The 21,563-nt window shown below is 70.0% G+C and carries 18 protein-coding genes and 3 pseudogenes; 10 read left to right on the forward strand and 11 right to left on the reverse strand.

The genetic code is table 11. The features are described 5' to 3' along the window. Positions 1–10 precede the first annotated feature (10 nt). From OG194_RS35710 to OG194_RS35725, 4 genes and pseudogenes are all read right to left on the reverse strand, one after another. Positions 11–772, reverse strand: a complete 762-nt coding sequence (locus tag OG194_RS35710) for an amino acid ABC transporter ATP-binding protein (RefSeq protein ID WP_327404893.1) — start codon at positions 770–772, stop codon at positions 11–13. After that, a complete protein-coding gene (locus OG194_RS35715) occupies positions 769–1,686 on the reverse strand; it encodes an amino acid ABC transporter permease (RefSeq protein WP_327404894.1) in 918 nt (305 codons plus the stop codon). The genes OG194_RS35710 and OG194_RS35715 overlap by 4 nt, the downstream gene beginning before the upstream one ends. After that, a complete protein-coding gene (locus tag OG194_RS35720; protein WP_327404895.1) occupies positions 1,683–2,567 on the reverse strand; it encodes an ABC transporter substrate-binding protein in 885 nt (294 codons plus the stop codon). Before OG194_RS35720 ends, OG194_RS35715 begins: the two co-directional genes overlap by 4 nt. A 323-nt stretch (positions 2,568–2,890) precedes the next feature. Beyond that, positions 2,891–3,049: pseudogene (locus OG194_RS35725) on the reverse strand (MBL fold metallo-hydrolase); the annotation flags it as partial. 164 nt (positions 3,050–3,213) lie between these two features. On the opposite strand from OG194_RS35725, the pseudogene OG194_RS47745 reads away from it, so the two are divergent. Together OG194_RS47745 and OG194_RS35735 are read left to right on the forward strand one after the other, a co-directional pair. Continuing rightward, a pseudogene (locus tag OG194_RS47745) lies at positions 3,214–3,342 on the forward strand (transposase); the annotation flags it as partial. Between the two features lie 271 nt (positions 3,343–3,613). Then, positions 3,614–3,988 (forward strand): annotated as a pseudogene (locus OG194_RS35735) (integrase core domain-containing protein); the annotation flags it as partial. Here the strand turns inward: OG194_RS35735 and OG194_RS35740 are convergent. Continuing rightward, positions 3,910–6,621: a helix-turn-helix transcriptional regulator gene (locus tag OG194_RS35740; protein ID WP_327404896.1), complete on the reverse strand. Its 2,712-nt coding sequence runs from the start codon at positions 6,619–6,621 to the stop codon at positions 3,910–3,912. The pseudogene OG194_RS35735 and the gene OG194_RS35740 sit on opposite strands and share 79 nt — an antisense overlap. A 367-nt stretch (positions 6,622–6,988) precedes the next feature. Between OG194_RS35740 and OG194_RS35745 the strand changes: the two genes are divergently transcribed. The 5 genes from OG194_RS35745 to OG194_RS35760 all read left to right on the forward strand — a co-directional run bounded on the left by OG194_RS35745 (position 6,989) and on the right by OG194_RS35760 (position 9,388). Then, complete coding sequence (locus tag OG194_RS35745) at positions 6,989–7,759, forward strand: thioesterase II family protein (RefSeq protein WP_327404897.1); 771 nt, start codon at positions 6,989–6,991, stop codon at positions 7,757–7,759. After that, on the forward strand, positions 7,756–7,881 hold the full coding sequence (locus tag OG194_RS35750) for a hypothetical protein (RefSeq protein ID WP_327404898.1): 126 nt from the start codon (positions 7,756–7,758) through the stop codon (positions 7,879–7,881). The genes OG194_RS35745 and OG194_RS35750 overlap by 4 nt, the downstream gene beginning before the upstream one ends. Then, positions 7,835–8,365 carry a 4'-phosphopantetheinyl transferase family protein gene (locus OG194_RS47750; protein WP_442811678.1) on the forward strand — a complete coding sequence of 177 codons (531 nt, stop codon included), beginning with the start codon at positions 7,835–7,837 and terminating at the stop codon, positions 8,363–8,365. The genes OG194_RS35750 and OG194_RS47750 overlap by 47 nt, the downstream gene beginning before the upstream one ends. Positions 8,366–8,648: 283 nt before the next feature. After that, on the forward strand, positions 8,649–8,918 hold the full coding sequence (locus OG194_RS35755; RefSeq protein WP_327404899.1) for a hypothetical protein: 270 nt from the start codon (positions 8,649–8,651) through the stop codon (positions 8,916–8,918). Further along, positions 8,885–9,388, forward strand: coding sequence for a flavin reductase family protein (locus OG194_RS35760; RefSeq protein ID WP_327404900.1), 504 nt, complete (start codon positions 8,885–8,887; stop codon positions 9,386–9,388). Before OG194_RS35755 ends, OG194_RS35760 begins: the two co-directional genes overlap by 34 nt. A 1-nt stretch (position 9,389) precedes the next feature. Here OG194_RS35760 and OG194_RS35765 read toward each other — a convergent pair whose 3' ends face one another. The 6 genes from OG194_RS35765 to OG194_RS35790 all read right to left on the reverse strand — a co-directional run bounded on the left by OG194_RS35765 (position 9,390) and on the right by OG194_RS35790 (position 16,657). Continuing rightward, complete coding sequence (locus tag OG194_RS35765; RefSeq protein WP_327404901.1) at positions 9,390–12,020, reverse strand: helix-turn-helix transcriptional regulator; 2,631 nt, start codon at positions 12,018–12,020, stop codon at positions 9,390–9,392. A 71-nt stretch (positions 12,021–12,091) separates the two neighbouring features. Then, positions 12,092–13,153: a MupA/Atu3671 family FMN-dependent luciferase-like monooxygenase gene (locus OG194_RS35770; protein ID WP_327404902.1), complete on the reverse strand. Its 1,062-nt coding sequence runs from the start codon at positions 13,151–13,153 to the stop codon at positions 12,092–12,094. Between the two features lie 173 nt (positions 13,154–13,326). Next, positions 13,327–14,883, reverse strand: coding sequence for an MFS transporter (locus tag OG194_RS35775; protein ID WP_327404903.1), 1,557 nt, complete (start codon positions 14,881–14,883; stop codon positions 13,327–13,329). Between the two features lie 32 nt (positions 14,884–14,915). Then, positions 14,916–15,527 carry a TetR/AcrR family transcriptional regulator gene (locus OG194_RS35780; RefSeq protein WP_327404904.1) on the reverse strand — a complete coding sequence of 204 codons (612 nt, stop codon included), beginning with the start codon at positions 15,525–15,527 and terminating at the stop codon, positions 14,916–14,918. 48 nt (positions 15,528–15,575) lie between these two features. Continuing rightward, a complete protein-coding gene (locus tag OG194_RS35785; RefSeq protein ID WP_327404905.1) occupies positions 15,576–16,355 on the reverse strand; it encodes an SDR family NAD(P)-dependent oxidoreductase in 780 nt (259 codons plus the stop codon). Next, positions 16,352–16,657: a hypothetical protein gene (locus OG194_RS35790; RefSeq protein ID WP_327404906.1), complete on the reverse strand. Its 306-nt coding sequence runs from the start codon at positions 16,655–16,657 to the stop codon at positions 16,352–16,354. Before OG194_RS35790 ends, OG194_RS35785 begins: the two co-directional genes overlap by 4 nt. Positions 16,658–16,857: 200 nt before the next feature. On the opposite strand from OG194_RS35790, the gene OG194_RS35795 reads away from it, so the two are divergent. The 3 genes from OG194_RS35795 to OG194_RS35805 are packed head-to-tail and all read left to right on the forward strand — an operon-like array spanning position 16,858 to position 21,511. Then, complete coding sequence (locus OG194_RS35795) at positions 16,858–17,676, forward strand: hypothetical protein (protein ID WP_327404907.1); 819 nt, start codon at positions 16,858–16,860, stop codon at positions 17,674–17,676. Next, entirely contained in the window at positions 17,673–20,750 is a 3,078-nt protein-coding gene (locus OG194_RS35800; protein ID WP_327404908.1) for a non-ribosomal peptide synthetase, read from the forward strand. The genes OG194_RS35795 and OG194_RS35800 overlap by 4 nt, the downstream gene beginning before the upstream one ends. Then, positions 20,747–21,511: an AfsR/SARP family transcriptional regulator gene (locus tag OG194_RS35805; protein WP_327404909.1), complete on the forward strand. Its 765-nt coding sequence runs from the start codon at positions 20,747–20,749 to the stop codon at positions 21,509–21,511. The genes OG194_RS35800 and OG194_RS35805 overlap by 4 nt, the downstream gene beginning before the upstream one ends. Positions 21,512–21,563: the final 52 nt, after the last annotated feature.

The following is a 21,563-nucleotide window of genomic DNA, read 5'->3' on the forward strand; positions in this document are numbered from 1 at the left end:
AGACGCCCCGTCACAGGCGGCCCGCCTCCACGATCCGTCGCAGGAAGCGCTGTGTGCGCTCCTGCTGCGGGTCGCCGAAGATCTGCTGGGCCGTGCCGCGCTCCAGGACGACGCCTCCGTCCAGGAAACACACCTGGTCGGCGACGTCCCGGGCGAAGCCCATCTCGTGCGTGGCCAGCACCATGGTCATGCCCTCGTCCTTCAAGTCCCGCACCACGGCGAGCACTTCACCGACCAACTCGGGGTCGAGCGCGGCGGTGATCTCGTCGAAGAGCAACAGCCGGGGACGTACGGCCAGGGCGCGCACGATCGCCACCCGCTGCTGCTGACCACCGCTCAGCCGGTCCGGGTAGGCGCCAGCCTTGTCGCCGAGCCCGAGCCGCTCCAGCAGCTCACGCGCGTGTGTCTCGGCCTCCGCGCGGGACACGCCGTGCACCCGGCGCGGGGCGAGGGTGATGTTCTCCAGGACGGTCATGTGCGGGAACAGGTTGTACGCCTGGAACACCACGCCGATACGGCGCCGTATCGCGTCCGGGTCGACGCGCGGGTCGGTGATCTCCTCGCCGTCCAGCCAGATCGCGCCGTCGTCGATGTCCTCCAGGAGGTTCGCGCACCGCAGCAGCGTCGACTTGCCGGAGCCGGAGGCGCCGATCAGCGCCGTCACGGTGTGCGGAGGGACCTCCAGATCGACGTCCCGCAGGACGACCGACGTACCGAAGGTCTTGCGGACGGACTCCATGCGCAGCACGGGAGAGGTGTTGTCGTCGCTCATGTCGTGCCTCCCTGGGCGCGCTGCCGGTCCATCCGCGCGGTCACCCAGTCCGTGAAGCGGGTCATCGGGATGGTCAGCGCCACGAAGACGAGCCCGGCGACGATGTACGGCGTGTAGTTCAGGGCGCGTTGCGCGATGATGTCGGACGCCCTTACGGCGTCGATCGCGCCGCCGATCGACACGAGCCCGGTGTCCTTCTGGAGGGACACCAGATCGTTCAACAAGGGCGGCACCTGCCGGCGTACGGCCTGGGGGAGCACCACGTGCCGCAGCGCCTGCCGGTTGCTCAGGCCCAGCGAGCGGGCCGCGGCCCGCTGCGAGGGGTGCACGGACTCGATGCCGGCGCGGAACACCTCGGCGACGTACGCCGAGTAGGTCAGCGTCAGCGCCGCACCGCCCAGCCACACGGGGTCGACGGTCACGCCTTGGAGGCGCAGAGCGGGCACTCCGAAGACCACGATCATCAGGTTGATGATCAGCGGCAGCCCGCGGAAGAAGTCCGTGTACGCGGCCGCCAGCACCCGCAGGGGGAAGAACACCGGTCCGCGCAGGGTGCGCGCGATGGCTATCAGCATGCCCAGGACGAGCACCAGCACGCCGCAGATCAGCAGCAGCCGGATGTTCAGCCACAGGCCATCGAGGACCTTGGGGAACGCCTCGCGCGCGTAGTGCCCGTCGAAGAACGTCTCCTTGGTGCGCTCCCAGCCCGGCGCGCTGACCACGACCACGTACAGGACGACGGCCGTCACCAGGGTCGACACCGCGGCGATCGCGGTCGCGCGACGGGCACGCGCGCGTTTGTGCCGCTCGCGGTCCACGCGCCGCTGCGAGGGGACGTACGCGTCGCCCCCGCCGGGCATGTCGCCCTTGTCGTCCGCGGCCTCCCGGCCGGAGTCGTCCTTCACCACGGTCACTTGAGGACCGGGGCGTCGACGGCGTCGGAGAGCCACTGCTTCTCCAGCGCGGCCAGCGTGCCGTCCTTGCGGAGCGCGTCCACGGCCGACGACACGCACGACGTGAGGTCGCTGCCCTTGTCGAGGACGAGTCCGAACTGCTCGGGCGTGCCGCCCTGGTTCTCGAACTGGCCGACGATCTTGGCGTTGGTCACCTCCGCCGAGGTGATGTAGAAGGCGGTCGGCAGGTCGACGACGATCGCGTCGACCTGGCCGTTCTTGAGCGCGGAGACGGCCTGGTCGTTCTTGGAGAACGCGGCCTCCTGCTGCGTCGGCTTCACCACGTCGCTGATGTAGTTCAGGCTCGTGGTGCCGACCTGGGCGCCCAGCTTGAGGCCTTTGAGGCCCGCGATGCTCGTCGCCTTGGCGGCCTTGCTGCCCTTGAGCGCGATGACGGCCTGACGCACGTCGTAGTAGCCGGACGAGAAGTCGACGGCCTTCTTGCGCTCGGTGCTGATCGACACCTGGTTGATGTCGAAGTCGAAGGTCTTCACGCCGGGCGCGAAGGCCTTGTTGAAGGGGACGCTCTGCCAGACGACGGCGCTCTTGGCGTAGCCGAGCTGCTTCGCCACGGCGTACGCGACCGCCGACTCGAAGCCCTTGCCGTTGGCCGGCTTGTCGTCCTCGAACCACGGCTCGTACGCCGGCTCGTCCGTGGCGATCGTCAGCTTGCCGGAGGTCTGGGTGGCCAACTTGCCCTTGGCGCAGGTGGTCGCGGTCGAACCGGAGGCCTGGTCCGAGGCCTTGTCCTCCGGCTGCGGAGCACAGCCGACGGCGGTGGCGAGCAGGGCTACGGTTGCGGCGGATATCGCGCGGCGCAGTACGCGAGGGGCAAGGTGCATGGCGGGAGAGTGGCAGCCAGACGTCCTGATTGTCCAGGTCACAGCCTCAATTGTCCGCATAGTGGGAACACATGTTGCGCTCCTGTGAACAGCACCTGTGCTGTGCCGATTCCGCGACGCGCGCCGGGGCCGCCGGTCTGGGGCGGGGTCGGTCGACCGGCGGCCCGTCCGCGCAGGAGCCGTCGTCCTGAGCGGTGCTGCTTCCAGTCGACCGCGCAACCACGTATGACGGGAGCGCGCGCGGGACACCGGCGTGTGCGAAGGATTCACACGGGGCGCGCACGCACCGACTCACGCCGGACGCTCACCACTCCGGCCGATCCTCACCACCCGCGCGCGTGCCACTCCGGCAGGTGCGGGCGCTCCGCGCCCAGCGTCGTGTCGTTGCCGTGTCCCGGGTAGACCCAGGTCTCGTCCGGGAGCGTGCCGAAGATCTTCGTCTCGACGTCGTGGAGCAGGCTCGCGAACGCCTCCGGATCCTCGGCAGGCGCAGGGCCGCCAGACCGTGACCTTGGTGCGCAAGCCGGACGTCGCCTGCATCAGCGCGGATGACCTCGCACAAGCGGCGGTGGAGTCTTTTGAGAAGCACCCGAACGCCGAGATCATCACCAGCTTCCCAGGGCTCGGCTCACTCACCGGCGCCCGGGTGCCCGCCGAGATCGGCGACGACCGATCCCGCTTCGCCGGCGCCAAGGGCCTGAAGGCTTTCGCCGGAGCCGCACCGGTCACCCGGGCGTCTGGCAAGAGCGTTGCGGTCATGACCCGCCGGGTCAAGAACCAGCGCCTGGCCGCAGCCGGTTACGTAGGGGCGTTCGCCGCCCTGACCGCCTCACCCGGCGCCCACTACGACCGCCGCCGCGAGGCGGGCGACCGCCACACCGCCGCCCAACGCAGCCTCTTCAACCGCCTGCTCGGCTGCCTCCACCACTGCCTCACCACCGGCACCGACTACGGCGAGACCACCGCGTTCCCACCATCCGAGACGGCCGAACTCGCCACTCCTGCCGTAAGCACTGGGTTCGTAGCTCGATGGGCGGGTCGGATCGAGCTACGACAGTGCACTTGCCGAGTCATTCGGCGCCGGCATCAAGCGGGAACTGCTTTATGGAGAGCGATGGTTGAGGAATTCCGAGGCTCGCATGGCCGTTTTCACGTGGCTGGCCCGGTACAACAACCGGCGCCGTCACTCCGCACTCGGTCATATCAGTTCGGTCGAATTCGAACGACGCTCGATCAACTCGGGTGGCCTGAACTTGGCTGCACAGTTCGCAGGTGTCCACATAACAGGGCGAAGCTCACTCCGCTGCAGCACCAACCGCATCACCGTGATGTTGGAAAACCCTCACTGCGGTCCGCACATCGCCATAGGGCCGAACAGCTTCGACAGCTTGGACCGGCCGCTTATCCTCAACTTGCGGTAGACCCGGGTGAGATGCTGTTCCACGGTGGACACGGTGATCCACAGTTCGCGGCTGATGTCGCGGTTCGAGCGTCCCATCGCGGCAAGCCTCGCTACCCGCAGTTCAGCCTCGCTGAGCTCCTCAAGATCGCCGACAGAATTGCTGCCGGCCGGATCGGGCACCCTTTCGGGCCGGCCCGGACGCATGCCATCCCGTTGTTCAAAGCGCTGGCCGCCGCCGTCGTAGGTGTGCTGCAGTTCCCTTTCCGCCCGGAGCAGTTCGACGGAATCGTCGGCGGCCCTGAGCCGGTCCACCGCGCGCAGCAGCAGCCGCACCCGCTCGTCCTGCTCCGCGGTGGCGGCCAGTAGGCGCAGTGCCATGCCCGCTGTCCTGCCGTCCCGGCACGCAGGCTGCTCCAGCCAGTCCTGGAGCACCTCGCGCGCGCCGGTCCTGTCGCCCCTGATCAGTAGGGCCTCGGCCGTGCTGGCGGGCAGCGGGACGGGCACGCCCATCTGCACGTTCCACACATCCAGCCGGTGGCGGCAGGCGTGGAAGTAGTCCAGAGCCTCGGTGATCCTGCCACTGGCCATCGCCAGTCGTCCGAGGGCGTGCGCGTAGCGGACACCGACGGCCGTCTCCAGCATCGCCTCCGGTACGGGCCGCGCGGCGTTGTCCACAGCCTCCCGCACTCGGCCCAGTGCGAGGTTGGCCTCGATGAGAACCGACAGCGGGTACCCGACGAGCAGGCCCCAGCCCTCGTTCCGAAGCAGCGTGACCGCGTTCTGCGCCAGCTCGATCGCGGCGTCGGAATCGCCACTGCGCAAGCACACATCGGCCCGTACAGCCTGCATTTCAGCCAGGCAGGCCGTGGCACCCCGGTCGCCGAAATGCTCGATCAGTTCGTCGCACCAGGACAGCGCCCTGTCGCACCGGCCTCCGTAGGCCAAGGCAAGAATTGCCGCGCTCATCGTCTCCAGCGGCCTGACGCCCAGTCTGCTCTGCCGGAGCACCTGCTCGGCCGCCTCCGCGCTCTCCTCGTCGCCACCCCTGACCCACACCCGGGCGAAGATCTGGCCCGTGTCAAGGCGCGGTGCCCCGGTACCGGAGGCCTTGGTGTACCAGGCTCGCAGACTGTCCGAGGTGAGGAACGGCGGGCACGCGGCGCCGTACCAGCGCCGGAACGTCAACTCAAGTTCCAAGCGGGCCTCTTGACCGAGGGCGATGCCGCTCGTCATGGCGTCTTCCATGACACTCACCGCGCCGTCGGCGTCCCCGCGGGACACCAGGAGTCGTACGAGGGAAACTACGTCCCGGTCGACGAGCCTGCCCGCGCGCAGCGCCTCCCGGAGCAGCGACAGGAACGAGAGCGCGGCGGTGGGATTGGTCTGCAGTGTGAGTTTGAACAGCCGCCGCAGGACCACACGACGCTGGTCGGTGTCGTCGGCCGCGTCCAGCGCCAGGCCCAGACAGCTGAGCGCGGTCGTGGAGTCCCCCTTGCCCAGGGCCCGTTCGGCCGCTTCGGACAGCACTCGCGGAGCCCAGTCGCCGTCCGCGCGGGCTGCGGCGAGCAGATGCGCGGCAATATCGGCAGCGTCTTCTCCGGCGTCGTACAACAGGCCGGCAGCGCCCAAGTGCATCGCCGACCGTTCCTCGGCCGACATGCCGGCCAGGATTACGGAAGCGACCTCGCGGGAGCCCAGGCGGTCGGCGCCGATGAGGCCGGCCCGGGTGAGGACCTCGATCGAATGCCCGACCTGTGCCGCATCGAGATCCAGCAGCCGACTGAGCCGAGAAGGGGAGGCGTGCTCGCCGAGCACCGCAAGGCCGCAGGCTACGTCGAACATCTGGGGTTCCCAGCGGTGCAGACAGGTCACGACGGCCCGGCCGAACCGTTTACCCAGACCGGGGCCAGGCGCCCCCTCGTGTTCCGTTGCGAGCTGTAAGTCCTCGACCAGGGCGTTGACGAGGGTCGGGTTGCCGCCGCTGAGGTGGTGGAGCCTGCGCGCGAGCCAGGCGGTGGTAGACGGATCAGTGATCGTTGCGAGCAACGAGCAGATCTTTTCCTCGGTCATCAGTTTCAGCTGGATCCGCAGGTGTGGCTGCCGGGTGACCTCGGCCCGGCACGGCGGCTGGGCAACCCACGGATACTCCCATTCGCTGAGGATCACCAACAGGCGCCGAGACCTCATCCTGTGCTGCAGGTAGAGCAGAACCTGCAGAGAGGCAGGGTCCACGAACTGCAGATCGTCGACGCAAATCACGACGTGCCTCTCGGTGCACAGCTCTAACAGCAGCTGGCAGATTTCCCGCAGCGCCGGTAACTCGGCCGGTGAGTCGAACGCAGGAGCGCTGAACTCCTGAAAGGACCGGCCGATGAGCCGGGATATACCGTCGGTGAGGTCATTCGGAAGATCCGCGTGATGAATCAGCTGATCGACCACCCCCATCGGCAGTCCCTGCTCGGCGCGTGAGCCGGTAGCCCAGAGCACGAGTGCGTCATGTCCTGATGCCGATTTCCAGAATTCATGAAGAAGGCGCGTTTTGCCGCCTCCTAATGCGCCGCTCACAAGAACGAGCTGACCATTTCCGGCGGCAGCCAGCGACATTGAATCCTGCAGAATGCGGAACGCCTCACGGTATTCGACGAAAAACATGCAGCAAACCCCCGTGTGAAGTGGTTGCCATGTCCGATCGAGGCCAAGTGAGGCTCGCCGGACAGGATCCCCGATTAACACAAAGGACACATGCGTGTCCCGTGTACCTCACTAGTCGCAGTTTAGCAACCCACGTAGAACAGAACGAAACAAAACATCAAGGGATGGCAAAGGATGGAGATTCGTCACTCTGTGTGATTCGTCATGAACGAAGCGTGACGACTCTGTCGAGTCGGGCGGGTCCGGAAGGAGAGGGGTGAGGTAGGAGGCCGTAGGGGTTGCCGTCCAGCGGGACCCGGCTGAAGGCTGAAAGCAGGGCTGGAGGCTGTCGCTCTTCACCAAACACCGAATCCAAGGACCTTGGCTGATGTCGGTAATCCCCCAAAACCACGTGTCGGCATGGGCGCGCAGCTTTCAGCCTGCGGACGAGCGGGCGCCGAGAATGGTCTGTTTCCCTCACGCGGGCGGGGCAGCCAGCTACTACTTCCCGGTTTCTCGTGCGCTGGCAGGAAAGGTGGAGGTCCTGGCCGTGCAGTACCCGGGGCGTCAGGACCGGCACAGGGAACCCGCAATCAGCAACATCCACACCCTGGCCGCTCAAGTGTTCCGCGCCCTGCCCAAGGACAAGGTGGGCCGCACCTGGCTCTTCGGTCACAGCATGGGAGCCGCGCTCGCGTTCGAGGTGGCGAGGCTGATGGAAGCAGAGCTGAACGAGACGCCCACCGGGCTCATCGTCTCCGGCAGGCGCGCGCCCTCCCGCATCCGGGAGGAGGCCGTGCACCGTCAGGACGACGCCGGGCTCATCGCCACCGTCGCTGCGCTCGGCGGCACAGATCCCGCCACATTCGCCGATCCGGAAACTCGCCGCCTCTTCCTGCCGGCTCTGCGTGCCGACTACACCGCCATCGAGACCTACCGACCCGTCGGCATCCCTCGCGTCACCTGTCCGATCCACGCCTTCGTCGGAGACGCCGACCCGCTGACCACATTGGAGGAGGCCAAGGCCTGGCGCGAGCACACCAGCGGCACTTTCTCGATGCGCGTCTTCAAGGGCGACCACTTCTATCTGACGGCGCGCGCGGACAAGGTCGTCGCCGAGGTGTCCCAGCTCATCCTGTCCACTCCGTCACATCCATGATCGAAGCGATCCTGCCGGTGCAGGCGGCTGCCGCAGAGGCTTTCGGCGACGAGTTCAGCGAAGCTCCGCTCTACGATGCCGAAGAAGCGGTGGTCGCTCGCGGTTCCCGGTCGGCGTCGTGAATTCGCTGCGGTCAGGGCTTGCGCCCGGCGAGCTCTGGCGTCACTCTCTGCCCCGTCGGCTGCCATCCTTCCCGACGAGCGCGGCGCCCCTGTCTGGCCTTACGGGTTCACGGATTCCCTCACCCATTGCGCCGGATACAGAACGGCCGCAGTGGCAGGAGTCACCGATCTGATGTCCATGGGCATCGACGCCGAGCCGCACGCTCCCTTACCCCAGGGCGTTCTGCCGCATATCGCGTCGCATACGGAGCGAAGGCATTTCGCCACGCTGTCTTCGATATCGACTCACTGCCACTGGGGTCGGCTCCTGTTCTGCGCGAAGGAATCCCTTTACAAGGCAGGGGTAATTCGAGGCCCGGCTGCTGATCCCGGCTCCGTCGTCCTTTCCCGTGTCCACGACCGGGCGCTGGCAAGTCGCCGATGCGTGCGTCATGACACCCGGTTGTTGACGCGGCTGACGGGTGGGGGCGGGGAGCGCCAGTAGACGAAGAAACTGCTGGTGGGGCAGGTGTCGCACCGCGTGGCCTTGATGGCACCCGGCGGAGAGGCCGCCCGCGCTCGCTCCTGGGCAGCCGCGCGCTGTCGGCGTCATCGTCTCGATCGCTATGCGTACAGACCCCCGCACACGTTCCGGTCGGCCGCTCTGATCGGCATTCATGATTCCGAGATCGCATGGCCTGTGACGATTCCTGTATTCGCTGCGGTGATTTGGGGGTTCTTAAGGGTGGGTGGTTAGGGTTGCCGTATTGTCCAGGCGGCGGGGAGGCATGGTGGGATCGATTGTCCGGATGCTGGGCGGAATGGTGCTGGATTCCGCCGGGCAATGCCAGGGCTGTGTGTTCGCCGTGGCCGATGTCCCTTTCCTCGTCCCTCAGCCGGAACGCGCCGGGCCGCCTCCGTCGCATCCCGAGGTCAGCGGGGCCGGAGCCCTGACCTCGGGGGAGCGGGACGCCTGGCGGAAGTTCGTTGACGGCCTGTCCGGGCGCGATGACGAGGGGGCGGGATGGCAGAGCGACGGCCGCGACTGCGTGCGGTGACCGACGAGCGGGATCTGCGGACGGTACTGGGCGGCTTCCCGAGCGGCGTCGTCGCCGTGTGCGCGCTCCGCGACGGCGCACCGGCCGGAATGGCGGTGAGCTCGTTCACGTCGGTGTCGCTGGAGCCCGCCCTGGTGTCGGTGTGCGTATCGGTCACCTCACGGACGTGGGCGGAGCTGCGGGAGAGCCCGGCGGTCGGGATCAGTGTCCTGGCCGAGGGAGACGGCGGGATCTGCCGCGACCTCGCGGGGCCCGCCGCCGAGCGGTTCGGGCGGGTCGAGTGGGCCCCGGTCGACAGCGGCGCGGTGCTGCTGCCGGGCGGGGTCGCGTGGCTGGAGTGCGTGGTCGCGGACGAGATCCTCGCCGGGGATCACCTCGTCGTCCTGCTGGAGGTTCGGGCCGTCGCCGACTATCAGGGCGAGCGCCCGCTGGTCTTCCACCGCAGCAGGTTCCGGGCGCTCGCCGGATAGGTCAGGTGAGGCCGTCCAGAGCCTTGGCCAGGTGCGGGCGCCGGCTCACCTTCAGCTTGCGGTAGACCCGGGTGAGGTGCTGCTCGATGGTGCTGACGGTGATGCAGAGCTCGGTCGCGATCTCCCGGTTGGAGTAGCCCGCCGCCGCCAGCGAGGCGACCCGCTGCTCGGCGTCGCTCAGCTCCATCGTGCCCGCCCGGTCGTCATCGGTGGACCGCGCCTGCGACGGAGCATCGGACGGGGTCTTCATCCCCGTACGGGCGATCAGCGCGCCCGCCCGGCGCCAGGTGGCCTCGGCGCCGACCAGGTCGTTCTGCGCCCGCTGGGCCCGGCCCAGGTCGATGAGGACGGTCGCCAGGCCGACGAGGTCGGAGGTCTGCTCGGCAGCCGCGACCGCCTGGCACAGCATCGCCACCCGATCGGCTCCGTGCGACAGCATGGCGTGGATCCGCAGGGTCGCGCCGCGCGTGCGCAGATCCCACGGTTCGGTCAACGCCAGCTGCTCGGCCAGCAGGGCGCGGGCGTAGGTGGTGCGGCCGAGCCGCAGACCGGCCAGGGCCGCGCCGTTCCGCCACGGGATCAGCGCGGGCTGGTCGATCTCCCAGGAGCGCATGAGCTCGCCGCACGAGTCGTAGTCGGCCAGCGCCGTCAGATGGTGGCCGATGGCGGCGTGGTGCCGGGCCCGCGCGTACATGTAGTAGAGGCCGGGGAGGGTCTCGAACATGCCGTCGGGGAGCGGCACCGCCAGCAGGGCCGCGGCCTCGTCATGGCGGCCCCGGTCGGTCGAGGCGTTCACCGCGCTCGACAGCGGCAGGCTGATCGCCATCCCCCAGCTGCGATTCGACAGCAGCGACAGGGCGCGCTGGGCGTGCGCGTCCGCGGCGGTGAGGTCGCCGCGGCGCAGATCGATGATCGAGAGCGCGGTCGACAGCAGCGCCCGCCACGTCACCGAGCCGCGGCGTTCGGCCGCCTGCAACAGGATGTCGATCCAGGTTCCGGCACGGTCCAGGCGATCGGTGTAGACGAGCATCGACAGGGCCGACAGCGCGGGGACCAGCGCCGAGTCGTCGAGCCGGGTGTTCAGCAGCGACTGCTCGGCCGCGATGAGCATGTCGTCGTCGATCTCCATGCCGGGGATGGCCGCGGTCCCGGCCGTCCGGACGTCGTCGGGCGGGCCGGCCCGCTCGGGGACGAGGGACGGGTACAGCCAGGAGCGGAACCCCTCCGCCCAGTCCGGCGGGGCGCCGAGGTCGACTCCGCTGGCCAGCAGCGCGAGGGCGTTCTCGCGCTGACCGTGCCAGAGCAGACAGGTGACGAGGTTCTCGGTCTGCGAGGAGGTGAGCCTGCCGCCTCTCGCCGCCTCGTCGAGGTCGGGCAGCAGCCGGACGACCGAGAGCGGGTCGATCTGCCATTCGGCGGCGGCCAGATCGGAGGTGATCTGGGCGTGCTCCGGCCCGCCCCGCGCGGAGGCCTGCCGGGCCAGCCGCAGGTAGCGGACGGCGCGCGGAAAGTTGCCGCGCTCCTCCTGGCCGGCGGCGTCCCGGAGGACGTCCACCATCCACGGCTCGTCGATGTCGCCGGCCTTCGACAGCAGCGCGGCCAGGCGGGTCGGCGGCGCGCCGTCGTCCCGCAGTACGGCCGCCGCGCGCAGCAGCAGCTCGGTCTGCCGCTTGGCCGGGATCTTGGACAGGACGGCGTCGCGGGCGGCGTCGGCGCGGAACCCGCCGCCGAGCAGCAGTCCCGACGCCTCAAGGGACTGGAGCCCCTGGACGGCGACGGTAGGGTCGATGGTGAGGATCTCGGCGAGCAGTCCGGGGGTGGCCACGTCGCCGAGGACGGCGACGGCCCGCGCGAGCTCGGCGACGGTCGGATGCCCCCGGTGGAGGAGCCGCCACACGGCCGTCGCGAAGTGGCCTCCCGGCACCGCGGTCCCCGCCGGGGGCCGGTAGGCGCGGGCGTCGGCGACGAGCGCCGACAGCAACAGCGGGTTGCCGGCGCTGAGCCGGACGAACCCGGACGGCTTGACGTCCTGCGTGATCGGCCGCAGCGCGCGCCGAACGGCGTCGGCGGCGGCCGGCGGCGGCAGCGGTTCCAGCCGTATGTGGCTGCAGTGCGGCTGGCTGCTCATCTCGGCGGAGAACTGGGGACGCTCGTCGAGCGGGCAGGATGACAGCGTCATCGCGATGAGGATCGGCGCGGTGTCCAGTCGCCGGGTGAGGTAGAGCAGGCTCCGCAGTACCTCGGCGCCCGCGTGGTGGGTGTCGTCGATGCCGATCACCACCGGGGTGCGGTCGGCGAGCTCCTGGACGGGCCGCCAGAACCGGTGCAGCTGCGCCGCCGAGGGCGGGCGGCCCCCCTCCACCCAGATTTCGGACAGGTACTCGGCTGCCGATGCCGGGATACGTGGATGCAGCAGGAGCTGACCGAAGAGTTCGGCGGGATCGTCATCGGCGCGCGTCGCGGAGGCGCCGAGGAAAACGGCGCCCCGTGCCGTCGCCTCCTCGCCGAAGGTGCGAAGCAGACTGGTCCGGCCGTAGCCGCCGAGCCCCGTGATCAGAGCGGCGCCGCCCTTACCGTGCAGGACGTCGGACAGAAGCGAAGAGAGGACTTCGAACTCAGCTTGGCGTTGCAACGTGACACGCACCCCCCGATGGCGCCGGGCACAGAATGAGATATGCGATGTTTCCCGGGACCTGAACGCGATCAGTCTTGCTGCCGACGGACCTCGTCGAGACGGCTCAGGCCCTCCAGCGCGACGCCGGTGTCGAGACCGAAGTCGATGAGGCAGGCGAGATCGTCGACATCGATGTCCTTCAGCGCCTTCACCGTCTTCAGCGCGTCCTGCACCGTGCCGAACAGGCCGCCGGTGTCGAAGTAGCGGTCGAAGGAGCGGGAGATGATGAAGTCGATATCGGCGGGCGTCAGCCGGTTCAGGTCGACGCCCGGCATGTCGGCGCTGATGGCCCGCGCGAACAGGCCGATGGAGCTGCGGAGGTAGGCGCTGAAAGGGTCGTGTACCAGCTTCCTGACCTCGTCGCGGTCGGTCCCGATGTAGGTGTGCAGCATGAGGGCCACATGGCCGCGGGTGCCGTGGTGCTCGGCGTGGGTGTCCCGGTAGGCGCGGATCTTCCCGGCGAGGCCGTCGAGGTCCTGCCCGAGCAGGTGGGTGAGCACCCCGACGCCCAGCTCGCCGGCCTGCCGGAAGGTCTCGATCGACCCTGCGCTGGTGAGCCAGATCGGCAGTTCGGGCTGGATCGGCGGCGGGAAGATCCGCACGGAGGAGGCGGCACCGGTGCCGTCGGTGAACTCCAGCTCCTCCTGCCGCCACAGGCGCCGCACCGTTTCGACGGTCTCGACGAGGACGCGCTTGCTGTCGGCGAAGTTCTCCGGCCGCAGGGCGAAGTCCACGGCGTTCCATCCGGACGCGAACGAGACTCCGGCGCGGCCCCCGGAGAGGTTGTCCACGACCGACCATTCCTCGGCGATCCGGACGGGGTGGTGCAAGGGGGCGACCACGCTGCCGGCGCGAATGGAGACGCGCTCGGTGATCGCCGCTACGGCGGCCGAGGTCACCGCGGGATTGGGGTAGAGACCGCCGAAGGAATGGAAATGACGCTCAGGTGTCCACACGGCGGCGAATCCATGGACATCGGCGAATCGCGCACCTTCGAGAAGGAGCTCATATCTGTTCTGCGTAGCGTTTCCTGTGTCGGCGAAGTAGAACAGACTGAAATCCACGGTGAACCCCGTCCCCATCCGAACCATCGGCCAATGGAACGATAATCAGAGGAGCGCGGATGCTGACCCCTAAACCTCCCCCTATCCTCCGGAGGGGCGGGCGCGTAGGGGTTTTCGGGCGGTGACTCCCTGGCTGAAAAGGCTTCGGCCGGACCGCACGGGGGAGCGGTCCGGCCGAAGCCGATGAGGGGATGGTCCGGTCAGTCGGCGAGGCCTGCGGTCTGTTCCGCCGGTTCCGTCTGTTCGGCCTGGACGGCGTGCGGCTTGGCGGGCTGCTTGAGTCCGCGCGGCATGAGGAACGCCGTGACGGCGGCGCCCACCACCGCGACGATCCCGCTGGTGATCGCCGCGGCGTGGAGGCCGGAACCGAAGGCGTCGACGGCCTTGGCCGCGAGGCCGGTGTCGCCGATCCTGGCGGTGGTGGCCAGTGCGCTGCCGAGCGAGTCGTGGACGTTCGACCGGTCGGCCGGGCTCAGCGCGTCGAGGGACGGCAGCGCTCCCTGGTAGGCCGAGGTCATCGCCGTGCCGAGGATCGCGACGCCGACCGCGCCGCCGACCTGGAGCGCGGTGTCGTTGACCGCCGAGGCGGTCCCGGCCTGGTTCTCGGGGGCGTTGGCGAGGATGCCGTCGACCGACGGCGGGATGGACAGGCCGATGCCGAAGCCCATGACGCCGAGGCTGATGAGGACGGTCGTCTCGGCGTCGACGGCGGCGGTCGACAGGGCGAACGCGCCCGCCGCGATGAGCAGCATCCCCAGGATGATGGTGGCCTTGTCACCGATCATCTTTACGACGTTCGGAGCCAGCGGCGACGAGATGATCAGCGTGATGATCGCCAGCATGCGAACGCCGGAGGCGAGCGGGTCGTGGGCCCGGGCGATCTGGAAGTACTGGGTGAGCACGAAGAGGCTGCCGAACAGCGCGAACGCCTGGCAGAACAGGGCGGCGGCGGAGCCGCTGAACCGCCGGTTGGCGAAGAGCGACAGCGGCAGCATCGGGTGGGCGGTGCGGGCCTCCCAGGCGATGAACCCGCACAGGAGCACCGCCCCGCCGATCAGCGAGGCGAGGGTGGTGCCGCTGCCCCAGCCGTCCGCCGGAGCCTCGATGAGCCCGTAGACGAGCAGCACCAGGCCGCCGACCGCCAGGAACGCGCCGATGAGGTCGAGCGTGATGGCCTTCGGCGCACGCCAGGACGGGATGAGCACGAAGCCGCCGATCAGGGCGAGCCCGACGACCGGGACGTTGATCAGGAAGATCGAGCCCCACCAGTAGTGGTTGAGCAGCAGGCCGCCGATGACGGGGCCGAGCGGGATGCCGATCCCGGCGGCGCCGGACCACACGCCGATCGCCTTGGCCTGCTCCTCGGGCGGGAAGACCTGCTTGATGATGGCGAGGGTGGCGGGCATGACCATCGCCGAGCCGAGCCCCATGCCGGCCCGGAAGGTGATGAGGGTGCCGGGGCCGCTCGCGAAGGCGGCGGCGACGGAGAAGCCGAGGATGAGGACGAGCCCCCCCAGCAGCATGATCTTGTGGCCGAAGCGGTCCCCGAGGGTTCCCGCGAGCAGCAGCAGCCCGCCGAAGGTCAGGGTGTAGGCGTCGACCGACCACTGCATCTCGCCGACGGTGGCACCGAGATCCTCTTGGATCTTCGGCACCGCCATCGCGATGACCAGGGCGTCGAGTCCGCTGATCACTAAGCAGAGGCTCAGTACGGCGAGGATCGCCCAGCGCCGTTTGTGAACGGTAGCGGCATCCATGAGGGGTGTCTCCTTGAGAGAGGAAGCGCCGGTCAGTGGACCGGCGTTGCCACCGGGGGCAGCCCGAGCCCGAGCCCGAGCACGGTCAGCTCCACCATCTGGTGGAGCCTGCGGTGCAGTGATTCGGCCGGGGCGTCGGCCTGGCTGATGCCGACGACGGTGTCGAGAAGGAGGTCGGCGCAGTCGCGCGCCGAGATGACCGTGCCGAGTTGAGCGAGCTCGGCGGACGACGCCGCGAGCTGCTCCTCGACCAGGTCGGCGAAGCGGATCTTGAAGGAGGCCATCAGGTCGGCCGCGACGAGCCCGGCCTCGGTGAGCAGCTCGGTCCGGAACTCGGCGTTGACCGAGCCCACGACGAGTTCGAGCTTGACCGACAGGGCCGCGTACACCCTGTCGACCAGGGTGGTCTGCGTAGCCGCGGCGTCCCGGGCGGTGTCCAGCACGCCGTCGAGCATGCGGGCCCCCATCGCGCGGAAAATGTCCTCCCGCCCGCTGAAGTGCTGATAGAGCGCCGGTCGCGAGATGTCCGCGGCCTGCGCGATCAGTTCCATGGAGGCCCTGCGGTAGCCGTAGTGGCCGAAGACCTTCAAGGCGGCGGTGAGGATCTCGTCACGCCGATCCTCAGGCGTCTTCCTTGGTGTCATGCTGACACTATGACGTCATGGTGTCAGAGTGTCAACCGCCTGGATGGGCTACGGCACCCGGAGGCTCCGCAGCCCGCCGTCGATGACGTGGGCGGTCCCCGTCGTGGCCGCTGAGAGCGGCCCCGCCAGGTGGCAGATCGCCTCGGCGACCTCGTCCGCGGTGATGAGCCGACCGTTGGGCTGCCGCGCGTGGACGGCTTTCAGCGCGGCCTCCGGGTCGGGCGCGACGGCGAGTTCCCGCCGCACCCACGGGGTGTCGACCGGGCCCGGCGCGACGCAGTTGACGCGCACGCCCTCGCCGAGCAGGTCGGCCGCCATCGACAGGGTCAGCGAGTACAGCGCGCCCTTGGACGAGCCGTAGACCGCCCCGCCCGGCATCCCCACCAGCGCCGTGATCGAGCAGGTGTTGACGATCGCCGGATTCCGCCCGGCCCTCGCCGATTCGCGCAGCCACGGCATGGCCGCCCTGCTGACCCGGACCGTTCCGAGGACGTTCACCTCGAACACCCGCCGCCACTCGTCCAGCCCGTTGTCCTCGAACGAGCCGCGAGCCAGCAGCCCGGCATGGTTGACCAGTACGTCGATGCCGCCGAGCCGCTCGGCCGCCGCCGAGACCACCTCGGCGATCCCGTCATCGGAGATGTCGCCCCGCAGGCCGGTCAGCGGGCCGTCGACGGCGGACGGGTCCAGGTCGACGCAGACCACGGACGCGCCGCGGGCGGCGAGCATCCGGGCCGTCGCCAGGCCGATCCCCGAGCCCCCGCCGGTCACCACGGCGGACAGGCCGGTGAACGGTGCGACGGGGTCCACCGGCCTCGTCGCCGTCATGAGGTCCGCCGGCCCTTCACCGGGAAGCTGCCGAATATCCCCGCCTTGGTCTTGCCGTTCATCTCGTCGCCCTCGACCTCGACGGTGAACGTGAGGGTGATCTTCATCGGCTTCAGGACCTTTACCTTCCAGGAGGCGGTCGCGCCGTCCATCGCGCCCCCGATGATCTCGGGGGCGATCTCACGGCCTTCCGCGGTCCCGGTGCCGGTCAGCTCCGATCCCGCGGCTTTCAGATCGAAGTCGAACTCCTGCTTTCCCATCGCGCTGTCGAGACTCAGATGCCACGTTCCGTCGACGCCCATATTCGCTCCCTGGTCGTGTGAATTACTGCGCTCCGACCAGGAGCGTAGATCGGCGAATTGACGTCCCAGAAGCCCCTACCGCCCCCTAGACGGGCTGGCCACCCTGCGGAAATGGGGTCGGTAGGGGTTTCTACCCCCGCAGCGGGATGCGAGCGTGGTCCGCGTTCGAACCTTGGTGTCTATGAAGATCAAGAGGCGAAATGGAACAGCCGGCAGCGTTCAACGTTCTTCGCGGTTCCTCGACCGCGGATCTGATTCTCGCTTCGGATTTCGCCGCCACGACGGGGCGGACCGTGGGCTCTTTCAGCGACCTCGTCCCGAGGCTCAAGACGGGCTACGCGGTCTGGGAGACCCGGCCGCCCGCGCCCGGCGACAGGTCCGCCGACGACCATCTGGACCGGTGGGCCGCCGACGTCCGCGCGTCCGGCCTGACGGTCCGGGCGGTCCTGGGGTACTGCGTCGGCAGCGTGTTCGGCGCCGGGCTGGTCGAGCGGGTGTCGGCCTGGCAGGAGCCGCCGACGCTGATCGTTTTCGACCCTGAGGTGCCGCACCCCGCGCTGCTGCACCGCCACTACCTGGACGCCGTCACCGCGCTCGCGGGGTTCATGACCGCCGCGCAGGTCCAGGCGGCCCGCCGCGAGGGCGACGTCGCGCTCGCGGAGAAGCTCGCGATGACGGAACTGGCCAAAGTGCTCAGCGATCTCGTCGTGGCGTACGGAGAGCCGGCCCTCGCCGGGATCGGCCTGGCCGCCGACCGGTCGGCCGAACTGCTCGGCGGGTTCCGCGCCTTCCTGTCCTACCTGGTGTCGGCGGCCGAACTCGACCCGAGCCGCGGCTGGGCCGCGGCGACCGCGATCACCTCGGCCTCCGAGCACAACGGCCTGAACACCCTGCCCGCCGACCGGCGCGAGGGCGCCGTCGGCCGGGAGATCCTGTTCGACCTGCCGCACCCCGAACTGCTGCGCGCCCCCGATGTCGCCGCCGCCGTCGAGGGCCTGCTGACCGAAAGGGAGCGATGACCGGCACCGCGCAGGCCGAGGCCAGGGCCTCGGTCAAGCAAGAGGCGCTCTGGCTGCTGGACCGCATGGTCCCGGACGGAGTGCCGAACAATCTCGCGTTCGCGTTCCGCACCGATGGCCGGCTGCTGTCCGCCGCCGTCGGTGACGCGCTGACCACCCTGATCCAGCGGCACGAGTCCCTGCGGACCGTGTACCGGGCGGAGGGGGCGGCCCTCGTCCGGACGGTCCTGTCCCGCGCGGTGCGGGCCCCGGAGGTCACCCGGATCGCCTCGGCGGGCGGCGTCCCCGAGGAGGAGCTGGCGCCGTTCGTCGCCGAGCCGTTCGCGTTCGCGGGCGAGCCGCTGATCCGCGCCGCCGTCCTCTCCGGCGAGCACGCCGACGTCCTGTGCTTCGTCGTCCACCACCTCGTCTTCGACGCCACGTCGATCCCGGTGTTCGTCGAGGAGTTCGCCGCCGCCTACACCGCGCTCGCCGCGGGCAGGCCGGTCCCGTCCGACCTGGCCGCGGTGGTCCCCGCACTTCAGGACCCGCCCGTCACCGCGGAGAGCGAGCGGTACTGGGACGAGCGCCTCGCCGGGCTGGTGGCCCGCCCCGCCGACCTGTGGTGCGGCCGCTCGGACGTGTCCGCGCCGACCCTGGCGGGCGACCGTCTCCTGCGCGCCCTGCCGGAACCGGTCATCGCGGCCGTCCGGCGGATCCAGCGCACGGTCCGCGCCCCGCAGACGGCCGTCCTCCTCGCCGCCTACCTGCTGCTGCTCGACGCGCACGGCGCCGGTCCCGACCTGGTGGTCGGCGTCCCGGCGAGCACCCGACCGAGGACCGACCCCCAGGCGATCGGCTACCACGTCAACGTGCTGCCGCTGCGGACCCGTGTCGACCGCGACGAGACCGTACGGGACTTCGTCCGCCGTGTCCGCGACCTCTACTTCGACGCCCTCGTGCACGCCGACGTCCCGGTGGACGAGCTGACCCGCCGTGCCGGGCGCTCCGGCGACTCCTGGCGGACCATGCTGTTCCAGCACGCCTTCAACCACGTGGAGGGCCTCGGCATCCCGGCGTTCGCCCTCGACGGGCTCAAGGCCGAGCCGCTGCACCTGGAGAACGGCTCCGCCAAGTTCGACCTTGAGATGTTCGTGATGTCGGCGCCCGACGCCGTCCGGATCCGGGCGGTCTACCGGACGGAGCTGTTCGACCGGGACGACGTCGACCTGATGCTGGACCGCTACGAACGGCTCCTGACCGCCCTCGACGCCGATCCCGGCGCGACCGTCGGCTCGCTGAGGGCGTGGAGCGACCGCGACCACACCGTGATCGGCGCCGCGAACGCCACCGAGGCCGCCCCCGCGGACGGCGTGCTGGGCGCGATCCACGCCCGCGCCGTCCAGGATCCCGCCGCCCCCGCCGTCCTGGACGGTGACCGCACCGTCACCAGGGGCGGCCTCTGGGCGGGGGCGCTGGTCGTCCGCGACCTCCTGGAAGGGACGGGCCCCGGCGACGTCGTCGCGGTCGCCGCTCCCCGCGGGCCGGAACTGGCCGCCGCCGTCCTCGGCGTCTGGCTGACCGGCGCCGCGTACCTTCCGATCGACCCCGACCATCCGGCGGCCCGGATCGCCCACCAGATGGCCGACTCCGGAGCGGGAACGCTCCTGTGGCACGGGCGCAAGCCCGCTGTCGAGGCCCCGGACGTCCGGGAGATCCCTGAGGTGCCCGGCGAGGGCGGCGTCCCCGTGGGCCCGGCCCCGGACGACGACCAGGCCGCGCTCGCCTACCTCATGTACACCTCGGGCTCCACCGGCAGGCCGAAGGGCACCCTGGTCGGACGGGCCGCGCTGGCGAATCTCGTCACCCACTTCGCCGAGGAGCTCGGCGCGGACTCCGGGCACGCGATGGTGTGGCTGACCACGTTCGCGTTCGACATCTCGGGCCTGGAGCTGTTCGTCCCGCTGGCTTCGGGCGGCCGCGTCATCGTCGCCCCCGACCGGGCCAGGGTCGACGGCGGAGTCCTCGCCGGGGTGATCGAGCGGCACGGCGCCCACGCCGTCCAGGCGACCCCCACGACCTGGCGGGCGGTCTTGGACGAGGCGGGCCCGGCACTGGGCGGCAGGCAGGTGCTGAGCGGCGGCGAGCCGCTGGCGCCCGAGCTGGCCAGGCGCCTGCTGGAGACCGGCTGCGAGCTGCACCACGTCTACGGCCCGACCGAGACGACGATCTGGTCGACGTCGGCGGTCGTGCCGGGGCCGATCGACGCCAGGATGGACATCGGGCGGCCGATCCGCGACACCCGCGTGCTGGTCCTCGACCCGCACGGCAGGCCGCTGCCGATCGGCGTGCGCGGCGAGCTGTGCATCGCCGGAGGCGGTCTCGCCGACGGCTACCACGGCCGCCCCGACCTGACCGCCGAGCGGTTCCCCGACGTTCCCGGGCTCGGCCGCCTCTACCGGACCGGGGACACCGCCTGCTGGCAGGCCGACGGGAGCCTCGTCCTGCTGGGCCGCGGCGACCGGCAGATCAAGCTGCGCGGCAACCGGATCGAGCTGGGTGAGATCGAGTCGGTCCTGGCCGAGCATCCCGATCTGCGGTCGGTGGCCGTCGTTCTCGACGGCGATCCGACCGGCGACGGCCGGCTGGTCGCGTTCGTGACCGCCGCCGGGACGGCCCCGTCGCCCGACGAGCTGTGGCGCTGGGCCGGTGAGCGGTTGCCCCGCTCGATGGTCCCGGCCGAGTTCGCGGAGCTGGCGGAGTTTCCCAAGACCGCCAACGACAAGATCGACTATCCGGCGCTGACCCGCCTCCTGGCCGGCCGCGCCGTGCCCGCCGCCCGCTCGGGCGGCGGGCCCGCCGACGGCGACGAACTCGTGACAGCCCTGCTGGGCATCTGGAGTGAGCTGCTCGACCTCCCCGACCCCGACGGCCACACCAACTTCTTCCTCAGCGGCGGGAACTCGCTGCAGGGCGCGCTGCTGGGACAGCGGGTCGAGGAGCTGACCGCTGTGACGCTGCCGCTCGCGGAGATCTTCGAACATCCGACGCCGCTGGCGCTCGCCGCCAGGATCCGTGGAGGAGGCAGCCTGTGAAATACCAGGTCCTTGGTCCCATCAAGCTGGTCGACGCCGACACCGTGCACCTGGTCCAGGCCCAGAAGATGGGGACGGCGCTCGCGGCGCTGCTGGCGCAGGTGAACCAGGTCGTCTCGACCAAGCAGCTCATCGAGGAGATATGGGACGGGGACCCGCCGCTGCGTGCCGTTCCCGCCTTGCACGTCTACATCTCGCAGCTGCGCAAGCTCCTGTCCAGGCCTGGCGGGGAGAGCCCGATCGTCACGCAGGCGCCCGGCTACGTGCTGCGGGCCGCCCCTGAGGACATCGACTACCTGCTGTTCCAGGACCTCGTCCGGGTGGGCCGCGGCGAGCTGCGGCGGGACCACTGCGAGGCCGCGCTCGTGGTGTTCGAGCAGGCCCTCGCGCTGTGGCGCGGCCCGATGCTCAGCGGGCTGCCGCTCGGGCCGATGGGCCGCGGCCTCGTGACCCGGGTCGAGGAGATCCGGGTGGAGTGCCTGGAGCGGCTCGTCGAGGCCAAGCTGATCCTGGGCGGCCATCGGGAGCTGGTCAGCTTCCTCTACGGCCTGATCAACGAGTATCCGCTGAACGAGGTCTTCTACGAGCAGCTGATGCGGGCGCTGTTCAGCTCTGGGCGGCGCGCCGACGCGCTGCGCGTCTACCGGAGCGCGTGGGACACCCTCGACCGGGAGATCGGCCTCGAACCGGGGTCGGGGCTCCGCGAGGCGCAGCGGACGATCCTGGCCCGTGACTCGGGGCGGGTCCGCGTCGCCGGCTGAACTTTCTCGAAAGGCCGCGGGCCCGGGGAGTGATCCCCGGGCCCGCGGCCTT

The sequence above is a fragment of the Streptomyces sp. NBC_01288 genome (genome assembly GCF_035982055.1).
In the GTDB taxonomy this organism is placed as follows: Bacteria; Actinomycetota; Actinomycetes; order Streptomycetales; family Streptomycetaceae; genus Streptomyces.

What these genes read in the sequence shown, in the direction of transcription:
- OG194_RS35710 (WP_327404893.1), bottom strand. Translation starts at nt 772, where the DNA reads ATGAGCGACGACAACACCTCTCCCGTGCTGCGCATGGAGTCCGTCCGC.
- OG194_RS35720 (WP_327404895.1), bottom strand. Translation starts at nt 2,567, where the DNA reads ATGCACCTTGCCCCTCGCGTACTGCGCCGCGCGATATCCGCCGCAACC.
- OG194_RS35740 (WP_327404896.1), bottom strand. Translation starts at nt 6,621, where the DNA reads ATGTTTTTCGTCGAATACCGTGAGGCGTTCCGCATTCTGCAGGATTCA.
- OG194_RS35745 (WP_327404897.1), top strand. Translation starts at nt 6,989, where the DNA reads ATGTCGGTAATCCCCCAAAACCACGTGTCGGCATGGGCGCGCAGCTTT.
- OG194_RS35750 (WP_327404898.1), top strand. Translation starts at nt 7,756, where the DNA reads ATGATCGAAGCGATCCTGCCGGTGCAGGCGGCTGCCGCAGAGGCTTTC.
- OG194_RS47750 (WP_442811678.1), top strand. Translation starts at nt 7,835, where the DNA reads ATGCCGAAGAAGCGGTGGTCGCTCGCGGTTCCCGGTCGGCGTCGTGAA.
- OG194_RS35755 (WP_327404899.1), top strand. Translation starts at nt 8,649, where the DNA reads ATGGTGGGATCGATTGTCCGGATGCTGGGCGGAATGGTGCTGGATTCC.
- OG194_RS35760 (WP_327404900.1), top strand. Translation starts at nt 8,885, where the DNA reads ATGGCAGAGCGACGGCCGCGACTGCGTGCGGTGACCGACGAGCGGGAT.
- OG194_RS35770 (WP_327404902.1), bottom strand. Translation starts at nt 13,153, where the DNA reads ATGGTTCGGATGGGGACGGGGTTCACCGTGGATTTCAGTCTGTTCTAC.
- OG194_RS35775 (WP_327404903.1), bottom strand. Translation starts at nt 14,883, where the DNA reads ATGGATGCCGCTACCGTTCACAAACGGCGCTGGGCGATCCTCGCCGTA.
- OG194_RS35780 (WP_327404904.1), bottom strand. Translation starts at nt 15,527, where the DNA reads ATGACACCAAGGAAGACGCCTGAGGATCGGCGTGACGAGATCCTCACC.
- OG194_RS35785 (WP_327404905.1), bottom strand. Translation starts at nt 16,355, where the DNA reads ATGACGGCGACGAGGCCGGTGGACCCCGTCGCACCGTTCACCGGCCTG.
- OG194_RS35790 (WP_327404906.1), bottom strand. Translation starts at nt 16,657, where the DNA reads ATGGGCGTCGACGGAACGTGGCATCTGAGTCTCGACAGCGCGATGGGA.
- OG194_RS35795 (WP_327404907.1), top strand. Translation starts at nt 16,858, where the DNA reads ATGGAACAGCCGGCAGCGTTCAACGTTCTTCGCGGTTCCTCGACCGCG.
- OG194_RS35800 (WP_327404908.1), top strand. Translation starts at nt 17,673, where the DNA reads ATGACCGGCACCGCGCAGGCCGAGGCCAGGGCCTCGGTCAAGCAAGAG.